The following is a 16,855-nucleotide window of genomic DNA, read 5'->3' as shown; positions in this document are numbered from 1 at the left end:
AAAATAGTATATTCAAATTCCCTAAAACTAACTTCTTTCCCTAAGAGTCATTTGTGAATAAAAAAAATAACTAACATATATGAATAACCTCTTCCCCTTTGCAAAAGACATAAAAGAAATACATGTTGGACAAATTACAATAGTTTATGAAGGAATACATAAAGAATTAAATAAAAAAGTAGCTATCAAAGTATTGCGTGATAATTTACCTTCTCTAAAAGATATTGCTAAGTTTAAGGAAGAACATACACTGACAAAAAATATCAAATCAGATACAATACGCAAAGCCATTAGCCAACACAGGATTGACAATCGTCACGTTTTAGTATTAGATTATATAGATGGATACTCCTTGAAAGACTACATGCAAAATAATAGGCTTTCTCTAGAGGAAAAGTTGAGTATTGCCATAAATACTACTATTGCACTACAGGAAGTTCATCAAGCCAATATAATTCATAAAGATATAAACCCAAAGAATATAATAATAGGGAATGATAAGTGTGTTTATATCATAGATTTTGGTATTGCTTCACAGTTTAAAAGACAAAAACAAAATACAGAACTAACAAATGCAATGGAGGGTACAGTAATGTATATTTCTCCAGAGCAAACAGGAAGAGTAAACCGTTCAGTAGATGTTCGTACAGATTTGTATTCTTTGGGTGTAACACTTTATGAGCTTTTTACAGAAAGCCTGCCCTTTGAGTCATCAGATATGATGGAGCTGGTTCACTCACACATCGCACTGACACCTCCATTGGCACATAAAAAGAATGCTGATATTCCTCCAATACTCTCTAAAATTATTGCTAAGTTACTCTACAAAAATGCAGAAGAAAGGTATCAGACTGCTTTTGGATTACAAAATGACTTAGAAAAGCTATCAAATGCTTTAAAAGAGGAACAACAAAATATTGAATTTGAACTAGCCACACAAGACATTACAACAACCTTTCAAATTCCAGAAAAACTCTATGGCAGAGAAAATGAAATTGAAAAGTTAAGTAAGATATTTGATGAGGTAAGTTATGGCGCAAATCATCTAGTTCTTTTAGGTGGATATTCAGGAATTGGAAAAACGGCATTGGTAAATGAACTCTATAAATCCATTACTCAAAAGAAAGGATATTTTGTAAAGGGAAAATTTGATCAGTTTCAAAGGGATGTTCCTTACAGCGCAATTATTGAGAGCTTCAAGAACTTTATCCAGCAAATCTTGACCGAATCGCAAGAGCGAATCAAGATGTGGACTGAGAAAATAAAAACTGTCTTAGGAATAAATGCAGGTGTTCTGACAGAAGTAATTCCTTCATTAGAACTAATCATAGGTAAGCAAAATGCTGTGCAAAAGTTAGGACCTAGTGAGGCTCAGAATCGTTTCAACTTAGTCATTCAAAACTTTGTACGTGCTATCAGTAAACAAGAACATCCATTAGTAATATTTATTGATGACTGGCAATGGGCAGATGCAGGAAGCCTAAGTGTGCTAGAACTTCTCATGACAGATGTAAACAATACACATTTAATGCTTATCGGAACATACCGAGACAATGAAGTGGATACATCACACCCTTTTTCCATAAAAATTGGAGATTTAGAAAATGCAAAAGTATCTATGACAAAGATTACTTTAGAAGCACTAAGTTTCGAAAGTATTGCAACATTAGTAAACGAGACTCTCAACCAGCAAAATGAGTCTAGTTATTACTTAGCTAAAATAATTTATCAAAAAACACAAGGAAATCCGTTTTTTACCAATCAGTTTTTAGAAACTCTTTATGACAAGAAACTTATAGAGTTTAATGAAAAGAAAAAAGAATGGGGTTGGAACATTGATAAGATAAAAGAAAGAGGTAGTACAGACAATGTAGTCGAACTCATGTCTCAGAAAATTAGACAGTTTAATGAAAAGACACAGGAAGTATTAAAATATGCTGCTAGTATTGGAGGAAAGTTTGATATTCAAATAGTAGCTAATGTTGCAGGTTTTTCATTAAAAGAAACTGTAGATAGGTTTATTCCTGCCCTTCAAGAAGGATTGGTTTATTCAGAAGATGATAGTTATAAGGGAATTGATGAGACAACTGAAAATGCTAGTATCATCTTTTGTTTTCTGCATGATAGGGTTCAACAAGCTGCTTATTCTCTGATGGAAACAGCAGAGCAGAAAGCTACAAGTCTAAAAATTGCTCGCTTTGTGTATTATCAAAAAGATGAAGAATATGTACAAGAATGGATTTGTGATATTGCTAATTACTATAATCAAGGGATAGGTTTAATAGACAAGGATAAAGAAATAAAAGAACTTATTCATGTAAATCTTAGAGCAGGACGAAAAGCAAAACAATCATTAGCCTATATTCCAGCTATCAATTATGTAAAGACAGCTATTTCTCTTTTAGAAGATGATACTTGGAAAACAAACCATTCACAAACATTTGAAATATACAGCATTTTGGCAGACTGTTTATTTTTAAAAGCACAAAAAGAAGAAGCTGATGAAATTTTCAATCTCTTATTAGAAAAGTCTGAATCTAAACTAGAGAAAGTAAGAATTTATAATACACAGATTCTACTATTAGAGAGTTCATTTAAGTTTGCAGAAGCTGTAGAGTTAGCCCGTAAGGCACTTTCTATTTTGAACATTTTTCTGCCTACTGATGAAGACAAAAAGATGGAGCTTTTTCAAAAAGAGATTAGCTTTATAAGCACTACATTAGAACAAAAAGGAGGTGTTGATTATTTAGAGAAACTTCCTATCCTACAAAATGAAGAGGTAGATGAAGCTGCCAAAATTTTATATCTTACTTGGTCTTCTTGTTACATGTCTGGAGACATGAATTTGGTATTACTGACGGCTGCCCAAATGGTTGCTTTAGCCATCAAACATGGAAATACTGCTGAAACAGCTTGGGCATATACAGCCTATGCAACATTTGTATCTTCTGGAATGGGAAATTATAAATTAGGGTATGAGCTAGGACAATTATCTCTCAAACTCAATGAAAAGTTTGAAGATTTGCGTACCAAAGGACCTATAAATCATTTAATTGGAATTTTTCTTAATCATTGGAGAAAACCTGTAAGGGAAAACTTACATTATTTCAAAACAGCTTTCGAAGCAAGTGTTGCAGCAGGAAATTATGGATATGCAGCCTACGCACATTGTGTTTTGGCAAGGCATCAAGTATTAGCTGGAATTGACCTAGAAAAAATAGCATCAGAAATAGATACAAACATAGCTATTCAATACAGTATAAAAAATCATGGTACTGCTCAACTTGGTGTTGTAGTAAATGCTTACGTTAAAAATATGCTAGGTCTAAGTAAAGCTCCTGATAGTTTTGACAATGATGAATTTGATGAAAGAGCTTACCTAGAAGGCTTTAAGACTCTTCCAATTGGAGCAGGAATCTATGAACCTTTAAAAGCAAGAATGTATCTGTACCAAGAAGATTACCAAAAATCTCTTGAACACTCTGAAAAAGCAATTCCTGTAATGGCAGCTCTTTTTGGTTCAGAATGGAACTGGTTCCATAATAATAACTATAATCTAGCTCTTTGTGGACTTATCATTCAAGAGCCAAATCATCCAAAAAGAGAAGAGTACTTAGAAATAATAGCAGCTAATCAAGAGCAAATGAAAACTTGGATGGACAACTGTCCTGCAAACTTTACACATTTGTATTTTATGGTAGAAGCAGAACTCGCTCAAATAAATCAAGATATTATTTCTGCTATGAAGTTTTATGATAAAGCGATATCATCAGCACAAAAAAATGAGTTTTTACAAGATGAGGCTCTAGCAAACGAGTTGGCTGGAAAGTTTTATTTGACATTAGATAAAAAAGACTTTGCTCAGATTTATATTCAAAAAGCACATTATTTATACAAAATGTGGGGTGCTATCAAGAAAGTACGTTTATTTGAAAAGCAATACCGTTTGTTGCTAGATAATCAGAGAAAAGGAAGTGATTTTACAACACACTCTTCTAATGATGCTACTGTTATGTCTTCCTATACTACACATAGCTCAAAAGGAACATCTGTTGGAAACTCATTAGACCTAAATACCATTTTAAAGTCTAGTCAAGCTATTTCTGGTGAGATAAAATTGGAAAATTTGCTCTCCAAGATGATTCATATTATTGTAGAGAATGCAGGAGCTGAAAAAGGCTATTTGATACTCAAAAAGGATACAGGTTATCAGATTGATGCTTATTATTCTTTAGCTGAAAATAAAACTGAAGTCATGCAGTCTGAATCAATTCAAAAAAGCAATAAACTAGCTTCAACAGTTCTAAATTATGTCATTCGTACTAAAGAAGCTGTTATTTTAGACAATGCTTATCAAGATACTAAATTCAAACAAGATAAATATATTCAGACCAATATAATTAAATCATTGCTTTGTATGCCTATATTAAAACAAGGCGAAGTATTGGCATTATTGTACTTAGAAAACAATCACTCACATAGTGTATTTGATAAAGACCGATTAAACTTACTAAATCTTCTTTCCTCTCAAATTGCTGTTTCTATTGATAATGCTTTGGTATATGAAAACCTTGAAAATATTGTAGATGAGCGAACTACTGAGCTCAAACACTCTCAAGAGCGTATTACTTCAAGTATTCGCTATGCTGAAACTATTCAAAAAGCAATTTTTCCAGCAAAAAAAGAACTAAAATCTTACTTTGATGATGCCTTCATCTTGTTTAAGCCAAAAGATATCGTGAGTGGAGACTTCTACTGGACAACAAAAGTGGGAAATGAAATTTTTGTTGCAGCAATAGACTGTACAGGACATGGCGTTCCTGGCGCATTTATGTCTATGATTGGAAATACATTACTCAATGAAGTTGTTCTACAAAAAAATATTACCCAGCCTTCATTAATTATTGAAGCTTTACATAGTGGAATTAGAAAAGCACTACGACAAACTACAACCAATAATAGTGATGGAATGGATATGGTTCTTGCAAAAATGAAATATAGAGAAAACGATTTAGTTGATATTGAAACTGCAGCAGCTAAACGTTCTTTATGGTATTCAAATCAAAAGAAATTCTTATCTATTAAAGGCGACAGACGTTCTGTAGGTGGTGTACAAAGAGAAGCTAAACGTACTTTTACGAATCATAAAACTCAACTCAGAAAAGGAGAGTGTCTATATCTATTTAGTGATGGTTTTGCTGACCAATCAGATGAAGATCTTAATAAATTTGGTTCTAGAAAGTTAATAAGCCTACTTGAATCTGTGATAGGTATTGAATCTATGAAAACACAAAAACAGGAAATATTGAATAGTTTGGAGAGTCACATGGGAAAAGCCGAACAACGAGATGATATAACTATCATTGGGATTCGTTTATGATTTAAGGTGACCTTAGCTTTTAATAAGCTGTAAACCAACTGTTGATATACTATTTTTTTGTATTTCGTTCCATCAGAACTACATATTAGTAGAACATAGAAGATTAAAATCAAATTGTTCTGTACCAACAGTTCGCTAAATTTTTATAAGTCATTGATAGTCAATATTTTGTAAATATATAAACCTTTGACGTGGAGAAATAAACATATAACTCCTAAAGGAATAAAAATTAAAAAATATGATACCGAGTTCACGTTGATTTAGCTTTCTCTCAGTTTTTTTGTATTTTCTTTTGGTTATTTCAAAAAATAAACCCAATCAGAAGCCCTATCAAAATCAAAAAAGGAGCAGGTATTTTGGTAAATTGAAGAATCAGAAAGGTAGAAAGCATAATACCAACATTAACAGGCGATTTTTCGATAGGTTCTAAAAGCAAAAATGCTCCTGCAATAACTAACCCTGCACTTGCACCATTTATTCCTTCTAATGATGCTTTTACTGGACGAAACTTTTTGAGTTGTTCCCAAAAACGAATCACAAAGAAAATCAAAAACATACCAGGTAAAAAAACAGCTATTGAAGCCGTTAGCCCTCCCAAAAGCCCACCCAAAATCCCTCCAACAGCTCCACCAAAAGCGTTACTAAAAAAAGTTCCAAAATACCCTGAACCAGCTAAAAAAGAAGTCTGTAACCAAGAAAGACGTTTATACATCGTCAGCGCACCAACAAAGGCAGCAAACGAAAATACAGGACCTGGAACAGCCTGTACGAGCGCATAGCCAGACAAAAACTCATCTGCTGTCAGAAACTGTTTGAAGGTAACAAATTCGGTATAAAGAATCGGGATCAAAACTTGTCCTCCTCCAAAAATAAGACTTCCATTTCTATAAAAGTTCTCAAAAATAAGTAGTAAAACGCCTTTTGTAGCATTTCCCAAAATGGCTACTCCAATAAAAACAGCACCATATAAAATCAAAAAACGCCACCGAATATCAAATTTTTGTTTTTCTTCTTTTTCTTCTTTTTTAAATTTTACAGCCGTTACTAGCCCTCCAGCAATTAGAATTATAGGAAAAACCCACGGTGTCCGATAAAAGTAAGAAGCTATTCCTGCCAAAATCATGAGTACGAAAGCTGTCTTTGTCTTGACCACTTTACGAGAAATTCGCAGCGCAGCAAAAGAAACAAAACCGATTGCCATCGGCTGAATAAAACGAGTAAAGTCTAATGAAATTTCTTGTTTTTGAATATATGCTAGTCCAATTGCAGCAGCAGACATCAAGATTGTAGCAGGTAAAATCCAAACACAAAGTGTCCAAAAAGCAAGATATGTTCCCCCTCGTTTGTAGCCAACAGCCATCAAAGTTTGAGTAGAAGTAGGTCCTGGCAAAATCTGACACAGGGCATTGAGTTCGATGAGTTCGGCTTCAGTAAGATATTTTCTTTTTACTACCAAAATATCCAAAAACATAGCAATATGTGCTTGTGGCCCTCCAAAAGCAGTTAGGGCAAGCAATAAAATGTCTTTCAAAAAAATATAATTGCGTAATTTTTTCACGTTCAGCTACGTCTATAAAAAATAATCAATACTAATTTCTGACAAAAATACAGTTTTTGATTTGAATACTACTATTTTATCAATGTCTATAAAAAAACAGTATTTTTGTAACAAACAGAAACCAAACTTAAAAAATAAAATTATGAATCCAATTTTGGCAATGGTAAAAGCACAAGAAGGAAAAAAATTAGGTGCAATAAATCCTCCTTTTTCTCAATGGTTAGATGGCAGACTTATTTCTGCAAATGAAGGTGAGTTAGAAATGGAATACGAAGTACGAGAAGAAATGACAAATCCAGTTGGAATTTTGCACGGTGGAATCCACTCTGCAATTATGGATGACCTTATCGGCACATCTTGCTTTTTACTTGCCCTTCCTCACGTATATTTATCTGTAAACTTAACGGTTGATTTTTTAGGACAAGCAAAAATAGGAGATAAAGTAATTGCAAGAACTATCTTGGTCAGAAAAGGAAAAACAATGATAAACTTTTCGGCAGAAATTCATCACGCAGAAACAGGTCAGCTTATCAGTCGTGCTACTTCAAATATGGTAAATTCGGGTATGCAATCGGCTTGGGCGAAGGAAGAGAAATAATTTTTCTAAAAATAAGACCTGTTCCTAAAAAAACAGGTCTTTCACAATTATTAATCAATACCTATGAAATCCTTTATAAAATTTACTCTTGCTCTATTATGTGCTTTTATTTTGATGATAATTTTTAGTGTTTATGGCAGAAATTTATCTAGAGATACGGTATTTATTTTTCCATTAGTTGTTATAGGAGCTGTATTTGTACTTTCACTCATTATTAGTTGTTTGATTTCTATTTTTTTTATCAAAAGAGGAAAATTCAAATCTACATTTCAAAAGTCTATTCTGCCTACATTTATAATTTCGTTTCTTTCGTTTTTTGTATATGTTAGCTATTCAAAGTTTACTGGTGGGAGAGAGGCAGACAGATTTGCATCATTAAGCCTAGAAGAACGATTAGAAGAAGAATTTATAGAAGATCCGAAGCAAAAATTCCTTCATATTAGTAATTCAGAAGATTCCATTTTTCCAAAAAATATTGGGAAGTTTTCTCACATAGATTATCTATCGATTAGGCAAACAAATATCAGAACATTACCAAAAGAATTTGCACAACTGACTAACCTAGAACTTCTTTCTTTAGATAGAAATAAGTTTGATACACTTCCAGAAATAATATTTGAGCTCAAAAATTTAGAGAGGTTACATATAATGGGAAACCATATTACCTATATATCTCCAAATATTAAGAAGTTAGAAAGCTTAAAAAATTTATCATTTTATGGTGCAGGAGCAGAAGAATATTTAAAATCTATTCCAAAAGAAATCGGCGAACTTCCAAAATTAGAACACTTGGCTTTGAATAATATAGATTCTTTTCCAAAAGAATTAGGAAACTTAAATTCACTTACTTCTTTGATGTTACATCAAACCAGTTTTAATGAATTTCCAGCTTTCTTATTCGAACTCAAAAATATTGAAAGGATAACTATTGCCTTTCGTCCTACCCAGCCTTTTCCTCACATTACTAAAGATTTTGAAAAGCTAAAAACGTTAAAGTATCTTCGTTTTATGTATATTTATCCTAGTGATGAAGAAAAAAAGAAACTACAAGAACTTCTACCCAATACAGAAATCGAATACTAATAAAATTTCGTATTTTTGAAAAACCTAATTTTTGCTTTCTAAAACTCAGAATTAAAATAAAATACTATGCAACGAGATACTCAAATTTTTGATTTAATAGAACAAGAACGCCAACGCCAAGAACATGGCATCGAACTAATTGCTTCTGAAAACTTTGTTTCTCCTCAAGTAATGGAAGCAATGGGAAGTGTTTTGACAAATAAATATGCCGAAGGATTACCAAATAAAAGATATTACGGTGGCTGTGAAGTAGTAGATAAAGTAGAACAATTAGCTATTGATCGTTTGAAAGAACTCTTCGGTGCAAAATGGGCAAATGTACAGCCACACTCTGGCGCACAAGCAAATGCAGCCGTTATGTTAGCTGTCTTGAATGCTGGAGACAAGATTTTAGGTTTTGACCTTTCACATGGTGGACACCTTACACACGGTTCAATAGTTAATTTTTCAGGGAAATTGTACGAACCTCATTTTTATGGTGTAGAAAAAGAGACTGGTCTTATTGATTGGGATAAAGTAGAAGAAAAGGCAAAAGAAGTTCAGCCAAAATTATTAATTTGTGGTGCTTCTGCCTATTCTCGTGAGTGGGATTATGCTCGTTTGCGTAAAATTGCTGACAGTGTTGGTGCGCTTTTATTAGCTGACATTGCTCACCCTGCTGGACTTATTGCAGGTGGTATTTTGGATAACCCGTTGCCACATTGTCATATCGTAACTTCTACTACTCATAAAACATTGCGTGGCGCAAGAGGTGGAATTATTATGATGGGTAAAGACTTTGAAAATCCATTTGGTATCAAAACTCCAAAAGGAGAAACAAGAATGATGTCTTCTTTATTAGATTCAGGTGTTTTCCCTGGTACACAAGGAGGTCCTTTGGAGCATGTCATTGCAGGAAAAGCAATCGCATTTGGAGAAGCTCTCAAGCCAGAATTTAAAACGTATATCAAACAAGTTGCAAAAAATGCACAAGCGATGGCAAAGGCATTTGTGGCTAGAGATTATAAAATTATTTCTGGAGGAACAGACAATCATTTGATGCTTATTGACCTTCGTAATAAAAATATTACAGGAAAGAAAGCTGAAAATACACTCGTAAAAGCTGATATTACGCTCAATAAAAACATGGTTCCTTTTGATGACAAATCTCCTTTTGTTACTTCTGGAATGCGTGTAGGAACGGCTGCCATTACTACTCGTGGAATGATGGAAAGCGATATGGAGCGTATTGTAGAATTGATAGATAAAGTATTGATGAATGCAGACGATGAGAATATAATTGCTGATGTTCGTGCAGAAATAAATAACTGGATGAAAGACTTTCCTTTGTATAAAGAATTAGAAATGAGTGTATAACAATACATGTATCAGTTAGATTCAAGTCAGAAATGAATAAAAATTTGATAAGTTGAATTTCTAGTTTTTATAGTTAGAGATTTGATTTATCAGATTTTTACTAAGAAGCTGTTTAAGAATTACTCCTAGATAGGTCAGTCTCGTAGAGCAGACCGTTTTGCAGTTGATACTTGCAACCTTAGTAGACGGTCTGCCCTTTGGGACTGACCTATTTGCTATAAAAAACTCATTTTGAAAACATAGTTTTCTATTCTTAAACAACTTCTAAGGAAGAATAAAAGAACCTGCAATCATTTCTGATTTAATACAGGAATAGTATAAGGTAATTCTTCTAAAAATTTACTCCAGTGTGGAATTTCATTTTTATGTAAAATAGTATGAAACCTTATTTTTTGATATTGTTTAGTATTAATTTCTAGTGACAGAATATAACTATCTTCTTTACGACAAATTTGAGAAGAAATATATTTAAGAGAATACTTTAAGACTCTGACTTGAGCAAAATTAATTATATTTTTCCTGTCTTTTTTCTTGTAGTTTATAGACTGGTTTTTTAAATCAAGAGCTACATAGGTTGCTTTTTTAGGATTATCTTTACCTATAAAAGATTTTTTGTTACGATATAAGTTTACGATTATACCAACAAGGCTCAATACTACTCCTAGAAAAATAACACCATAAATAGGTGAGGTTTTAACTCCTATTAAAATCACAAAGAAGATTAATAGAAAAGTAGAAATAAGTCCTCCCAAAATAAATATTATTGAGTTTTTGATAAGCTCCCAATTTCCTTCCTTGCCTTCCTTAGCAAAATAGCTTCCCTTTCTAAACAAAAAAGGCAAATACTCTAAAGGTTTTGCGACCAACTGTAAAGATTTAACAGTAGGAATTTCAGAAAGCGTTTCTTCTTGATTACAATGTTCATTTCCCAAATACTCCCAACTTTCTACAAAAAAAGCAGACTTACAAGCAGCACAAATCACAATGGTATGCCCTTCTTCTATTTTTTCACCTGTGATGGGGTCAATACGCTCTTGTTTTAAGAAATCTGAATGAGAATTTGTATCTAAATAATGAGTATGAAGCATTTTTTTTTGATTTTAACCCACCATTACGTGAGCATTCGGATGGCGATAAGAGTTGGTAACCACAGCATTACTAAGTGCAAGGGCAAGAGTAAGTGTTCCGACACGACCTAGGTACATAGAAGCAATAATAATTACTTTTCCCCAAAAAGAAAGTTCACCTGTTAGATTCATACTAATTCCGACAGTAGCGAAGGCTGAAACCTGTTCGAAAATAATCTTTAGAATAAATTTTGTATCATTAGGGGAGGAGGGTTCTTGTACCAAAAGCAAGAGAAAAATTGCCAAAATATTATAAGCAATCGCAAAAATAAAGATGGAAAACGCCTTTCTAATAAGCTCATCTGGAATCGTTCGGTTAGCAATTACGATACGTTCTTGTCTTCTAATATTAGCCACAGCAGCTACAAAAACAAGTACAAAAGTAGTTATTTTGATACCACCAGCCGTCGAACCCGAAGAAGCACCAATAAACATCAAAACCAAACACATCATAATGGTAGCAGGATTGAGAGCTTCAAAATCCATTGTATTAAAACCTGCTGTTCTCGTTGTCATAGACTGGAAAAGTGCCGTTACAAAGGCTTGAATAATTGTTCTGTCTGTCAGCTTTTCTATTTCTAATAAAAGAAATCCGATTGTACCAATAGCAAGAAGTGTAAAAGTAGTATAAACATTAATTTTAGTTACTACATTCCATTGTTTCCAAGGTCTTATAAAGCGTTCTTTGATGCTTTTGAATGAAAAAATATCTTCAATCGTGGTATAACCAAGTCCTCCCAAAATGACAATCCAAACAATAATAAAATGCAAATTATACATTCTATCAATCTTGTAATTTGTATCTGCCATACCTCCAGAAAACAAGCTAAAACCACCATTACAGAATGCAGAAACAGAGTGAAAAAAGGAAAAAAATATTTTCTCTCCTACATCTTCAAATTGCTGACTTTGCTCCCAAAGCTCTTCGTCCCACGCATAATAAATACCGATTGTACCCAAAAACTCTATAAAAAGAGTAATCAAAACGACTTTACGCAGAAGCTTTGTAGCCGAAACAAGTGATTCACTACTCAAATAATCTTGAATGATAGATTGGTGTTTTATTCCTACTCCCTGTGTCAGAAAACTTGCAAAAAAGGTAGCAAAAGAAACCATTCCAATTCCTCCAAGTTGTATCAAAACAAGGATTACAATCTGTCCTTTGAGCGTAAAAGCAGTTGCTGTATCCACCACAATAAGTCCAGTAACACAAGAAGCACTTGTAGAAGTAAAAATAGCATCAATCAAATCCATACTTGTTTTACCAGGGGTCATGGTAGGTAACATTAGCATTCCCGCTCCCATCAAAATAAGAAGAACAAAACTAAGTAAGAAGGTTGTGGCAGGTTTATAACTAATTTCTGAAAGAAGCGTAGTAATTCGTGTCAAATCCAAACCTATCATCAAAAGCATATAGATAGATAAAAAATGTTGGTTTGATAATTCTGGATTGGTAAAGCCTAAAAGCTCAAAATAGTAGTAGGTTATCCTAAAGTTAAGGATATAGTTTAATGTCCCACAAAAAATCACAAAAGCTATCAAAAGAGCCTCAAACCAATTTCGACGCAAAAAATCAATCCAATGAGAATCATAAATTACACGAAAAACAAAAAAGATTGCAAATGCAAAAAAGATAACATCAAGCGTTCCGAAAATAACACGCTCAATCGGAGCATCTACATAAAAACCATAACGATACACCAAAAACCCAAGCGCAATAGCCGAACAGATTACTGAAAGTGTTTTTATCAATAATAAAATTCTGTCACGGCTTTCAAACACATGGTTTTGAAACTGTTCCCGAAAAGTATTTCTATAAGTAGAAAAGCGAGTTTTAAAATTCTTCAAGTAGTATTTACAATTTTACTTTGTTGGCAAAAATAGAACTTACTATTTTTTATACGAATGCAAATTGAATTTTAGTTCAAAGAAACAAATTTTTTTGCCAAAAAAATAATTAAACGAACTTGAAAAGCAGTTGATTATCTCTATTTTCATAAAAAAATGAACCTTACAACTATTATTTTGTGTTCCAATTTTAAATTCTCAAAAAAATGATGTTGTTTTGTATTGATTTTTATTAGTGTAGCTCGTGAGGACACGAGCAACTGTAAAGTCATTTTATTCTAACAAATCATTTTTAGAGAGAATACAGAAAAGCAACTTAGTTTGATGAGATACAACATCAAAAAACTGCCGTTGCTCGTGTCCTCACGAGCGAACAAAATCATTAAATTATGAAAAGACAAGATATAAAAGAGCTATTAGACTCAAAAGAGTTTGACCAACCTGTACATACAAAAGGATGGATTCGTGGAGAACGTGGAAATGCGTATGTTCGTTTTTTAGGACTTAATGACGGTTCTAGCCTTCAGAATATTCAAGTAGTGGCTGATGCTGAAAAGTTTGATGAAAATATTAGAAAGCGTTTTAATGTAGGTGCTGCCGTTTCGGTTACAGGAACTTTAGTAGAATCTAAAGGAAAAGGTCAGAGCGTAGAAATTGTGGCTGATAAAATTGAGATTTTGGGTGATGCTGATGCCGAAAAATATCCGATTCAACCAAAGGCACATTCGATGGAGTTTTTGAGAGAAAATGCACATCTTAGAAGTCGTACTACTACTTTTGGTGCAATTTTCCGTTTGCGTCATGCACTTTCTTATGCTATTCATAATTATTTCAACGAACGTCGTTTTTATTACTGGCATTCTCCAATACTTACAGCATCAGATGCAGAAGGCGCAGGAGAAAGTTTTAGAGTAACTAATTTTGATATTGATGATTTTGATTCAATTCCTAAAATTACAGAAGGCGACCACAAGGGAAAAATAGATAATAAAGAAGATTTTTTCGGACAACCTACTAACCTTACTGTTTCTGGACAACTGGAAGCTGAACTTGGAGCTTTAGGATTAGGAAGAGTTTATACATTTGGTCCTACTTTTAGAGCCGAAAACTCAAATACGGCTCGTCATTTAGCAGAATTTTGGATGGTAGAACCTGAGATGGCTTTCTATGATTTGAAAGATAATATGGATTTAGTAGAAGATTTTTTGAAATATCTTATCAAATATGCTTTAGACAATTATAGAGAAGAAATTGAGTTTTTAGATGCAAAGTTCAATAAAGAAAACTCAATGAAGAAAAAAACAGAACGTGCAGAAATGGGTCTGATTGAAAAATTAGAATTTGTTTTGGCAAACGACTTCAAGCGAGTTACTTATACAGAAGCAATTGATGTTTTGCTTGGCTCTAAGCATTACAAAAAAGGAAAATTCCAATATGATGTAAAGTGGGGAGTAGATTTACAATCCGAACACGAACGTTTCTTAGTAGAAAAGCATTTCAAAACACCAGTTATTCTCTACAACTATCCAAAAGACATCAAGGCATTTTATATGCGCCAAAATGATGGAGAAGAAGAAGGCAAAGAAACCGTAGCAGCAATGGATGTACTTTTCCCAGGTATTGGAGAGATTGTAGGAGGTTCGCAGCGTGAAGAGCGTTTGGATAGATTACAAGCACGTACTGACGAAATGGGAATTACAGAAGAGCTTTGGTGGTATTTGGATACTCGTAAGTTTGGGACAGTCGAACACTCTGGTTTCGGACTTGGTTTTGAGCGTTTGATACTCTTTATTACTGGAATGGGAAATATTAGAGATGTAATTCCTTTTCCTCGTACTCCTAAAAATGCTGAGTTTTAGGAATGCATGAAATAACAATAGAAATTGATTCTAATGAAGATATTTGGAAGCTTATTGATAAAAGTTTGAATTATATTTTTATCAGTAATTTCAGTCCATATTCTTATATTTCTTGGTGGAAAACAGATTTGAAACTTCCAACAAGTCAAATTTTAAAAGATATTTCTGTTCGAAATATGAGTTTGGATTTAAAAGTAGATTTAGTGACTCTTAAAGAAATAATTGAATTAAATACAAAAAGTTTGATTATCTATCAGTTCGATAAATCTATTCCAAATACACTTTTAATAACTGAGTTGATGGAACAATCAAAAGAAAATATCTTGATTCAAAATGGCTTAAAACATCTTTTTATTATTAATTTTGAATTTTTGACTATAAAATCATGTGATGAAAGCTTTATCACACACATTCAAAATAGCAAAAAATAATAATTTTTATGCAAATTTGATATAACAAAAAGCCTAAGAAATATTTAATTTCATTAGGCTTTTTATTTTTAATCTAATATTTCCTTAAAAGTCTTTCCTGTGTTTAGCTTTACAAGGATATGTTTTTTTCCTCTGCTATAGAGTGCATAAACGTCATTTTCTTCATTCATAAAGGGTTGCATAGTTACATATTTGTACCTCTTAATTGTACTTGGAATCTCAAATTTTTTGTTAGAGGTAGCTCCACAGACTGCTTTATAGGCTTCTATCCTGTCAGAGTTAACAACCAAAGTAGTATATTTTTCGTCGTTTTGCTTCTCTTCATTTGTTTCAAGTTTTATCAAAGCTACATCATTTTCTCCTCTTCCAATATGCAATAAATCCCACCATGTAATTTTGCTATTTTGATCTATACAAACTGTAATTTTCTCGTATTGAGGTTTTCTTTGTTGGTTACCAGAATACAAAGTTACTTCCAATGTCATTAAGGTAGTTTTGTTTTCTTCCTTTTTCAAGGGAGCAGGAACTAATATAGCTAAAGCAATCGTACCATTTGATTCTGTTTTTGCCTTTTTGATGATGTCAGTTGTTAATGGAATTTTTTCATCACTAATTTTCTGTCCATTTTTAAATGTTTGAACAAATATTCCTCTTACATCATTGGTATTGGTAGATTCAAAACTGAACATGTGACGAAACAATAGACGAGCTTGTGGAAGTTTTGAGTAAAGTCCTACGATTTGTAATGTTCCATCTTCTGATAGATAGGCTTGAGATTTTCCTACAAAATAGTTAGATTGATCTACTTGATAGCTCTCTACTTCATCAGTTCCTATTTTTCTGATATAAAAAGTTTGTATGTGTTTGCCTATTTCCTCACTATGATTCTTTCCATATTTTTTTGCTTCCTTTTTTGAGAACCTTTCGTGTTTATATTCTTGATAGAGTACGTAATCTCCTTTTGTAGTTAGATTATTTAATATGTCTGAGAGAGAACTAAAATCAGTTTTCGTTTTAGTAGAAAAAAAATTGATTGCTTTCTCATTCTTTATATCTACTAAAAGCCAATAAAGTGTTGAATCATTTTCTACACCAAAAACTGTTATAGCAAGTAAATAATCTGTAATCAATTTGGTTCTATAAACTACTTCATCGTCTATCTGAATATCGGTAAGCGAAGAAATATCAATTTGCCAAGATTTATCTCCTTCCAATTCTTCTTGATAAGAAAAATAAAATAGATTACGATTTGTCTTCTGTTTAAAGATATAAATGATGCTGTCTTTTTTAGAAAACTTATTTATACCTATTCTCTTATATTTCTCTCCTTCATATCCGTCGCCCAATTTTGTGTACTCTGTTTCCTGCACCTTTCCTCCTTTTTTAAAATCTACCCAAAAATCTCCTCTTCTTATGGCATTAACTCGGACGGAAAGAACTTTATCTTGCTCCATATAATAAATGCTTGGAAAGCTATTCATTTCGATTCGCTGTTCAAACTCTCCTATAATTTCATAATTTTGAGCAAAAGAAAGATAAGGAAAATAAAAAAAGAGAAAAAAGGGCAGTAAAAATTTATAGTTAAATTTCATAATTTTGCTTTTTTTAAGAAAAA

General features: G+C 32.7%; 10 protein-coding genes. 6 read left to right on the top strand and 4 right to left on the bottom strand.

Annotation, left to right across the window (positions count from 1 at the left end):
- Positions 1 to 79: 79 nt before the first annotated feature.
- Complete coding sequence (locus WAF17_RS13290) at positions 80 to 5,380, top strand: AAA family ATPase (protein ID WP_338760275.1); 5,301 nt, start codon at positions 80 to 82, stop codon at positions 5,378 to 5,380.
- 301 nt (positions 5,381 to 5,681) lie between these two features.
- On the opposite strand, the gene WAF17_RS13285 is transcribed toward WAF17_RS13290, so the two are convergent.
- On the bottom strand, positions 5,682 to 6,911 hold the full coding sequence (locus WAF17_RS13285; protein WP_338760272.1) for a chromate transporter: 1,230 nt from the start codon (positions 6,909 to 6,911) through the stop codon (positions 5,682 to 5,684).
- 169 nt (positions 6,912 to 7,080) lie between these two features.
- Between WAF17_RS13285 and WAF17_RS13280 the strand changes: the two genes are divergently transcribed.
- The 3 genes from WAF17_RS13280 (at position 7,081) to glyA (ending at position 9,975) form a co-directional block, all read left to right on the top strand.
- Positions 7,081 to 7,536 carry a PaaI family thioesterase gene (locus tag WAF17_RS13280; protein ID WP_338760270.1) on the top strand — a complete coding sequence of 152 codons (456 nt, stop codon included), beginning with the start codon at positions 7,081 to 7,083 and terminating at the stop codon, positions 7,534 to 7,536.
- A gap of 63 nt (positions 7,537 to 7,599) precedes the next feature.
- Positions 7,600 to 8,619 carry a leucine-rich repeat domain-containing protein gene (locus WAF17_RS13275; protein ID WP_338760267.1) on the top strand — a complete coding sequence of 340 codons (1,020 nt, stop codon included), beginning with the start codon at positions 7,600 to 7,602 and terminating at the stop codon, positions 8,617 to 8,619.
- 66 nt (positions 8,620 to 8,685) lie between these two features.
- The gene (gene glyA / locus WAF17_RS13270) at positions 8,686 to 9,975 is read left to right on the top strand and encodes a serine hydroxymethyltransferase (protein ID WP_338760265.1); all 1,290 of its coding nucleotides are present in this window, start codon (positions 8,686 to 8,688) and stop codon (positions 9,973 to 9,975) included.
- 290 nt (positions 9,976 to 10,265) lie between these two features.
- Here glyA and WAF17_RS13265 read toward each other — a convergent pair whose 3' ends face one another.
- Positions 10,266 to 11,063 (bottom strand): hypothetical protein, encoded by a 798-nt coding sequence (locus tag WAF17_RS13265; protein ID WP_338760263.1) that lies wholly within the window; start codon positions 11,061 to 11,063, stop codon positions 10,266 to 10,268.
- A gap of 12 nt (positions 11,064 to 11,075) precedes the next feature.
- On the bottom strand, positions 11,076 to 12,950 hold the full coding sequence (locus WAF17_RS13260; protein ID WP_338760261.1) for a potassium transporter TrkG: 1,875 nt from the start codon (positions 12,948 to 12,950) through the stop codon (positions 11,076 to 11,078).
- A 389-nt stretch (positions 12,951 to 13,339) separates the two neighbouring features.
- On the opposite strand from WAF17_RS13260, the gene asnS reads away from it, so the two are divergent.
- Together asnS and WAF17_RS13250 are read left to right on the top strand one after the other, a co-directional pair.
- Entirely contained in the window at positions 13,340 to 14,809 is a 1,470-nt protein-coding gene (gene asnS / locus WAF17_RS13255; RefSeq protein ID WP_338760259.1) for an asparagine--tRNA ligase, read from the top strand.
- 2 nt (positions 14,810 to 14,811) lie between these two features.
- On the top strand, positions 14,812 to 15,240 hold the full coding sequence (locus WAF17_RS13250) for a hypothetical protein (RefSeq protein ID WP_338760256.1): 429 nt from the start codon (positions 14,812 to 14,814) through the stop codon (positions 15,238 to 15,240).
- 68 nt (positions 15,241 to 15,308) lie between these two features.
- Here the strand turns inward: WAF17_RS13250 and WAF17_RS13245 are convergent, their stop codons facing one another.
- Positions 15,309 to 16,832, bottom strand: a complete 1,524-nt coding sequence (locus tag WAF17_RS13245; protein WP_338760253.1) for a hypothetical protein — start codon at positions 16,830 to 16,832, stop codon at positions 15,309 to 15,311.
- Positions 16,833 to 16,855: the final 23 nt, after the last annotated feature.

Source organism: Bernardetia sp. ABR2-2B (assembly GCF_037126435.1).
Lineage (GTDB): Bacteria > Bacteroidota > Bacteroidia > Cytophagales > Bernardetiaceae > Bernardetia.
This window is presented reverse-complemented; position numbering and strand designations above follow the sequence as displayed.

Bases quoted from the DNA above. Each gene is read 5' to 3' on its own strand.
- WAF17_RS13290 (WP_338760275.1), top strand. From the start codon at position 80: ATGAATAACCTCTTCCCCTTTGCAAAAGACATAAAAGAAATACATGTT.
- WAF17_RS13280 (WP_338760270.1), top strand. From the start codon at position 7,081: ATGAATCCAATTTTGGCAATGGTAAAAGCACAAGAAGGAAAAAAATTA.
- WAF17_RS13275 (WP_338760267.1), top strand. From the start codon at position 7,600: ATGAAATCCTTTATAAAATTTACTCTTGCTCTATTATGTGCTTTTATT.
- glyA (WP_338760265.1), top strand. From the start codon at position 8,686: ATGCAACGAGATACTCAAATTTTTGATTTAATAGAACAAGAACGCCAA.
- WAF17_RS13265 (WP_338760263.1), bottom strand. From the start codon at position 11,063: ATGCTTCATACTCATTATTTAGATACAAATTCTCATTCAGATTTCTTA.
- asnS (WP_338760259.1), top strand. From the start codon at position 13,340: ATGAAAAGACAAGATATAAAAGAGCTATTAGACTCAAAAGAGTTTGAC.
- WAF17_RS13250 (WP_338760256.1), top strand. From the start codon at position 14,812: ATGCATGAAATAACAATAGAAATTGATTCTAATGAAGATATTTGGAAG.
- WAF17_RS13245 (WP_338760253.1), bottom strand. From the start codon at position 16,832: ATGAAATTTAACTATAAATTTTTACTGCCCTTTTTTCTCTTTTTTTAT.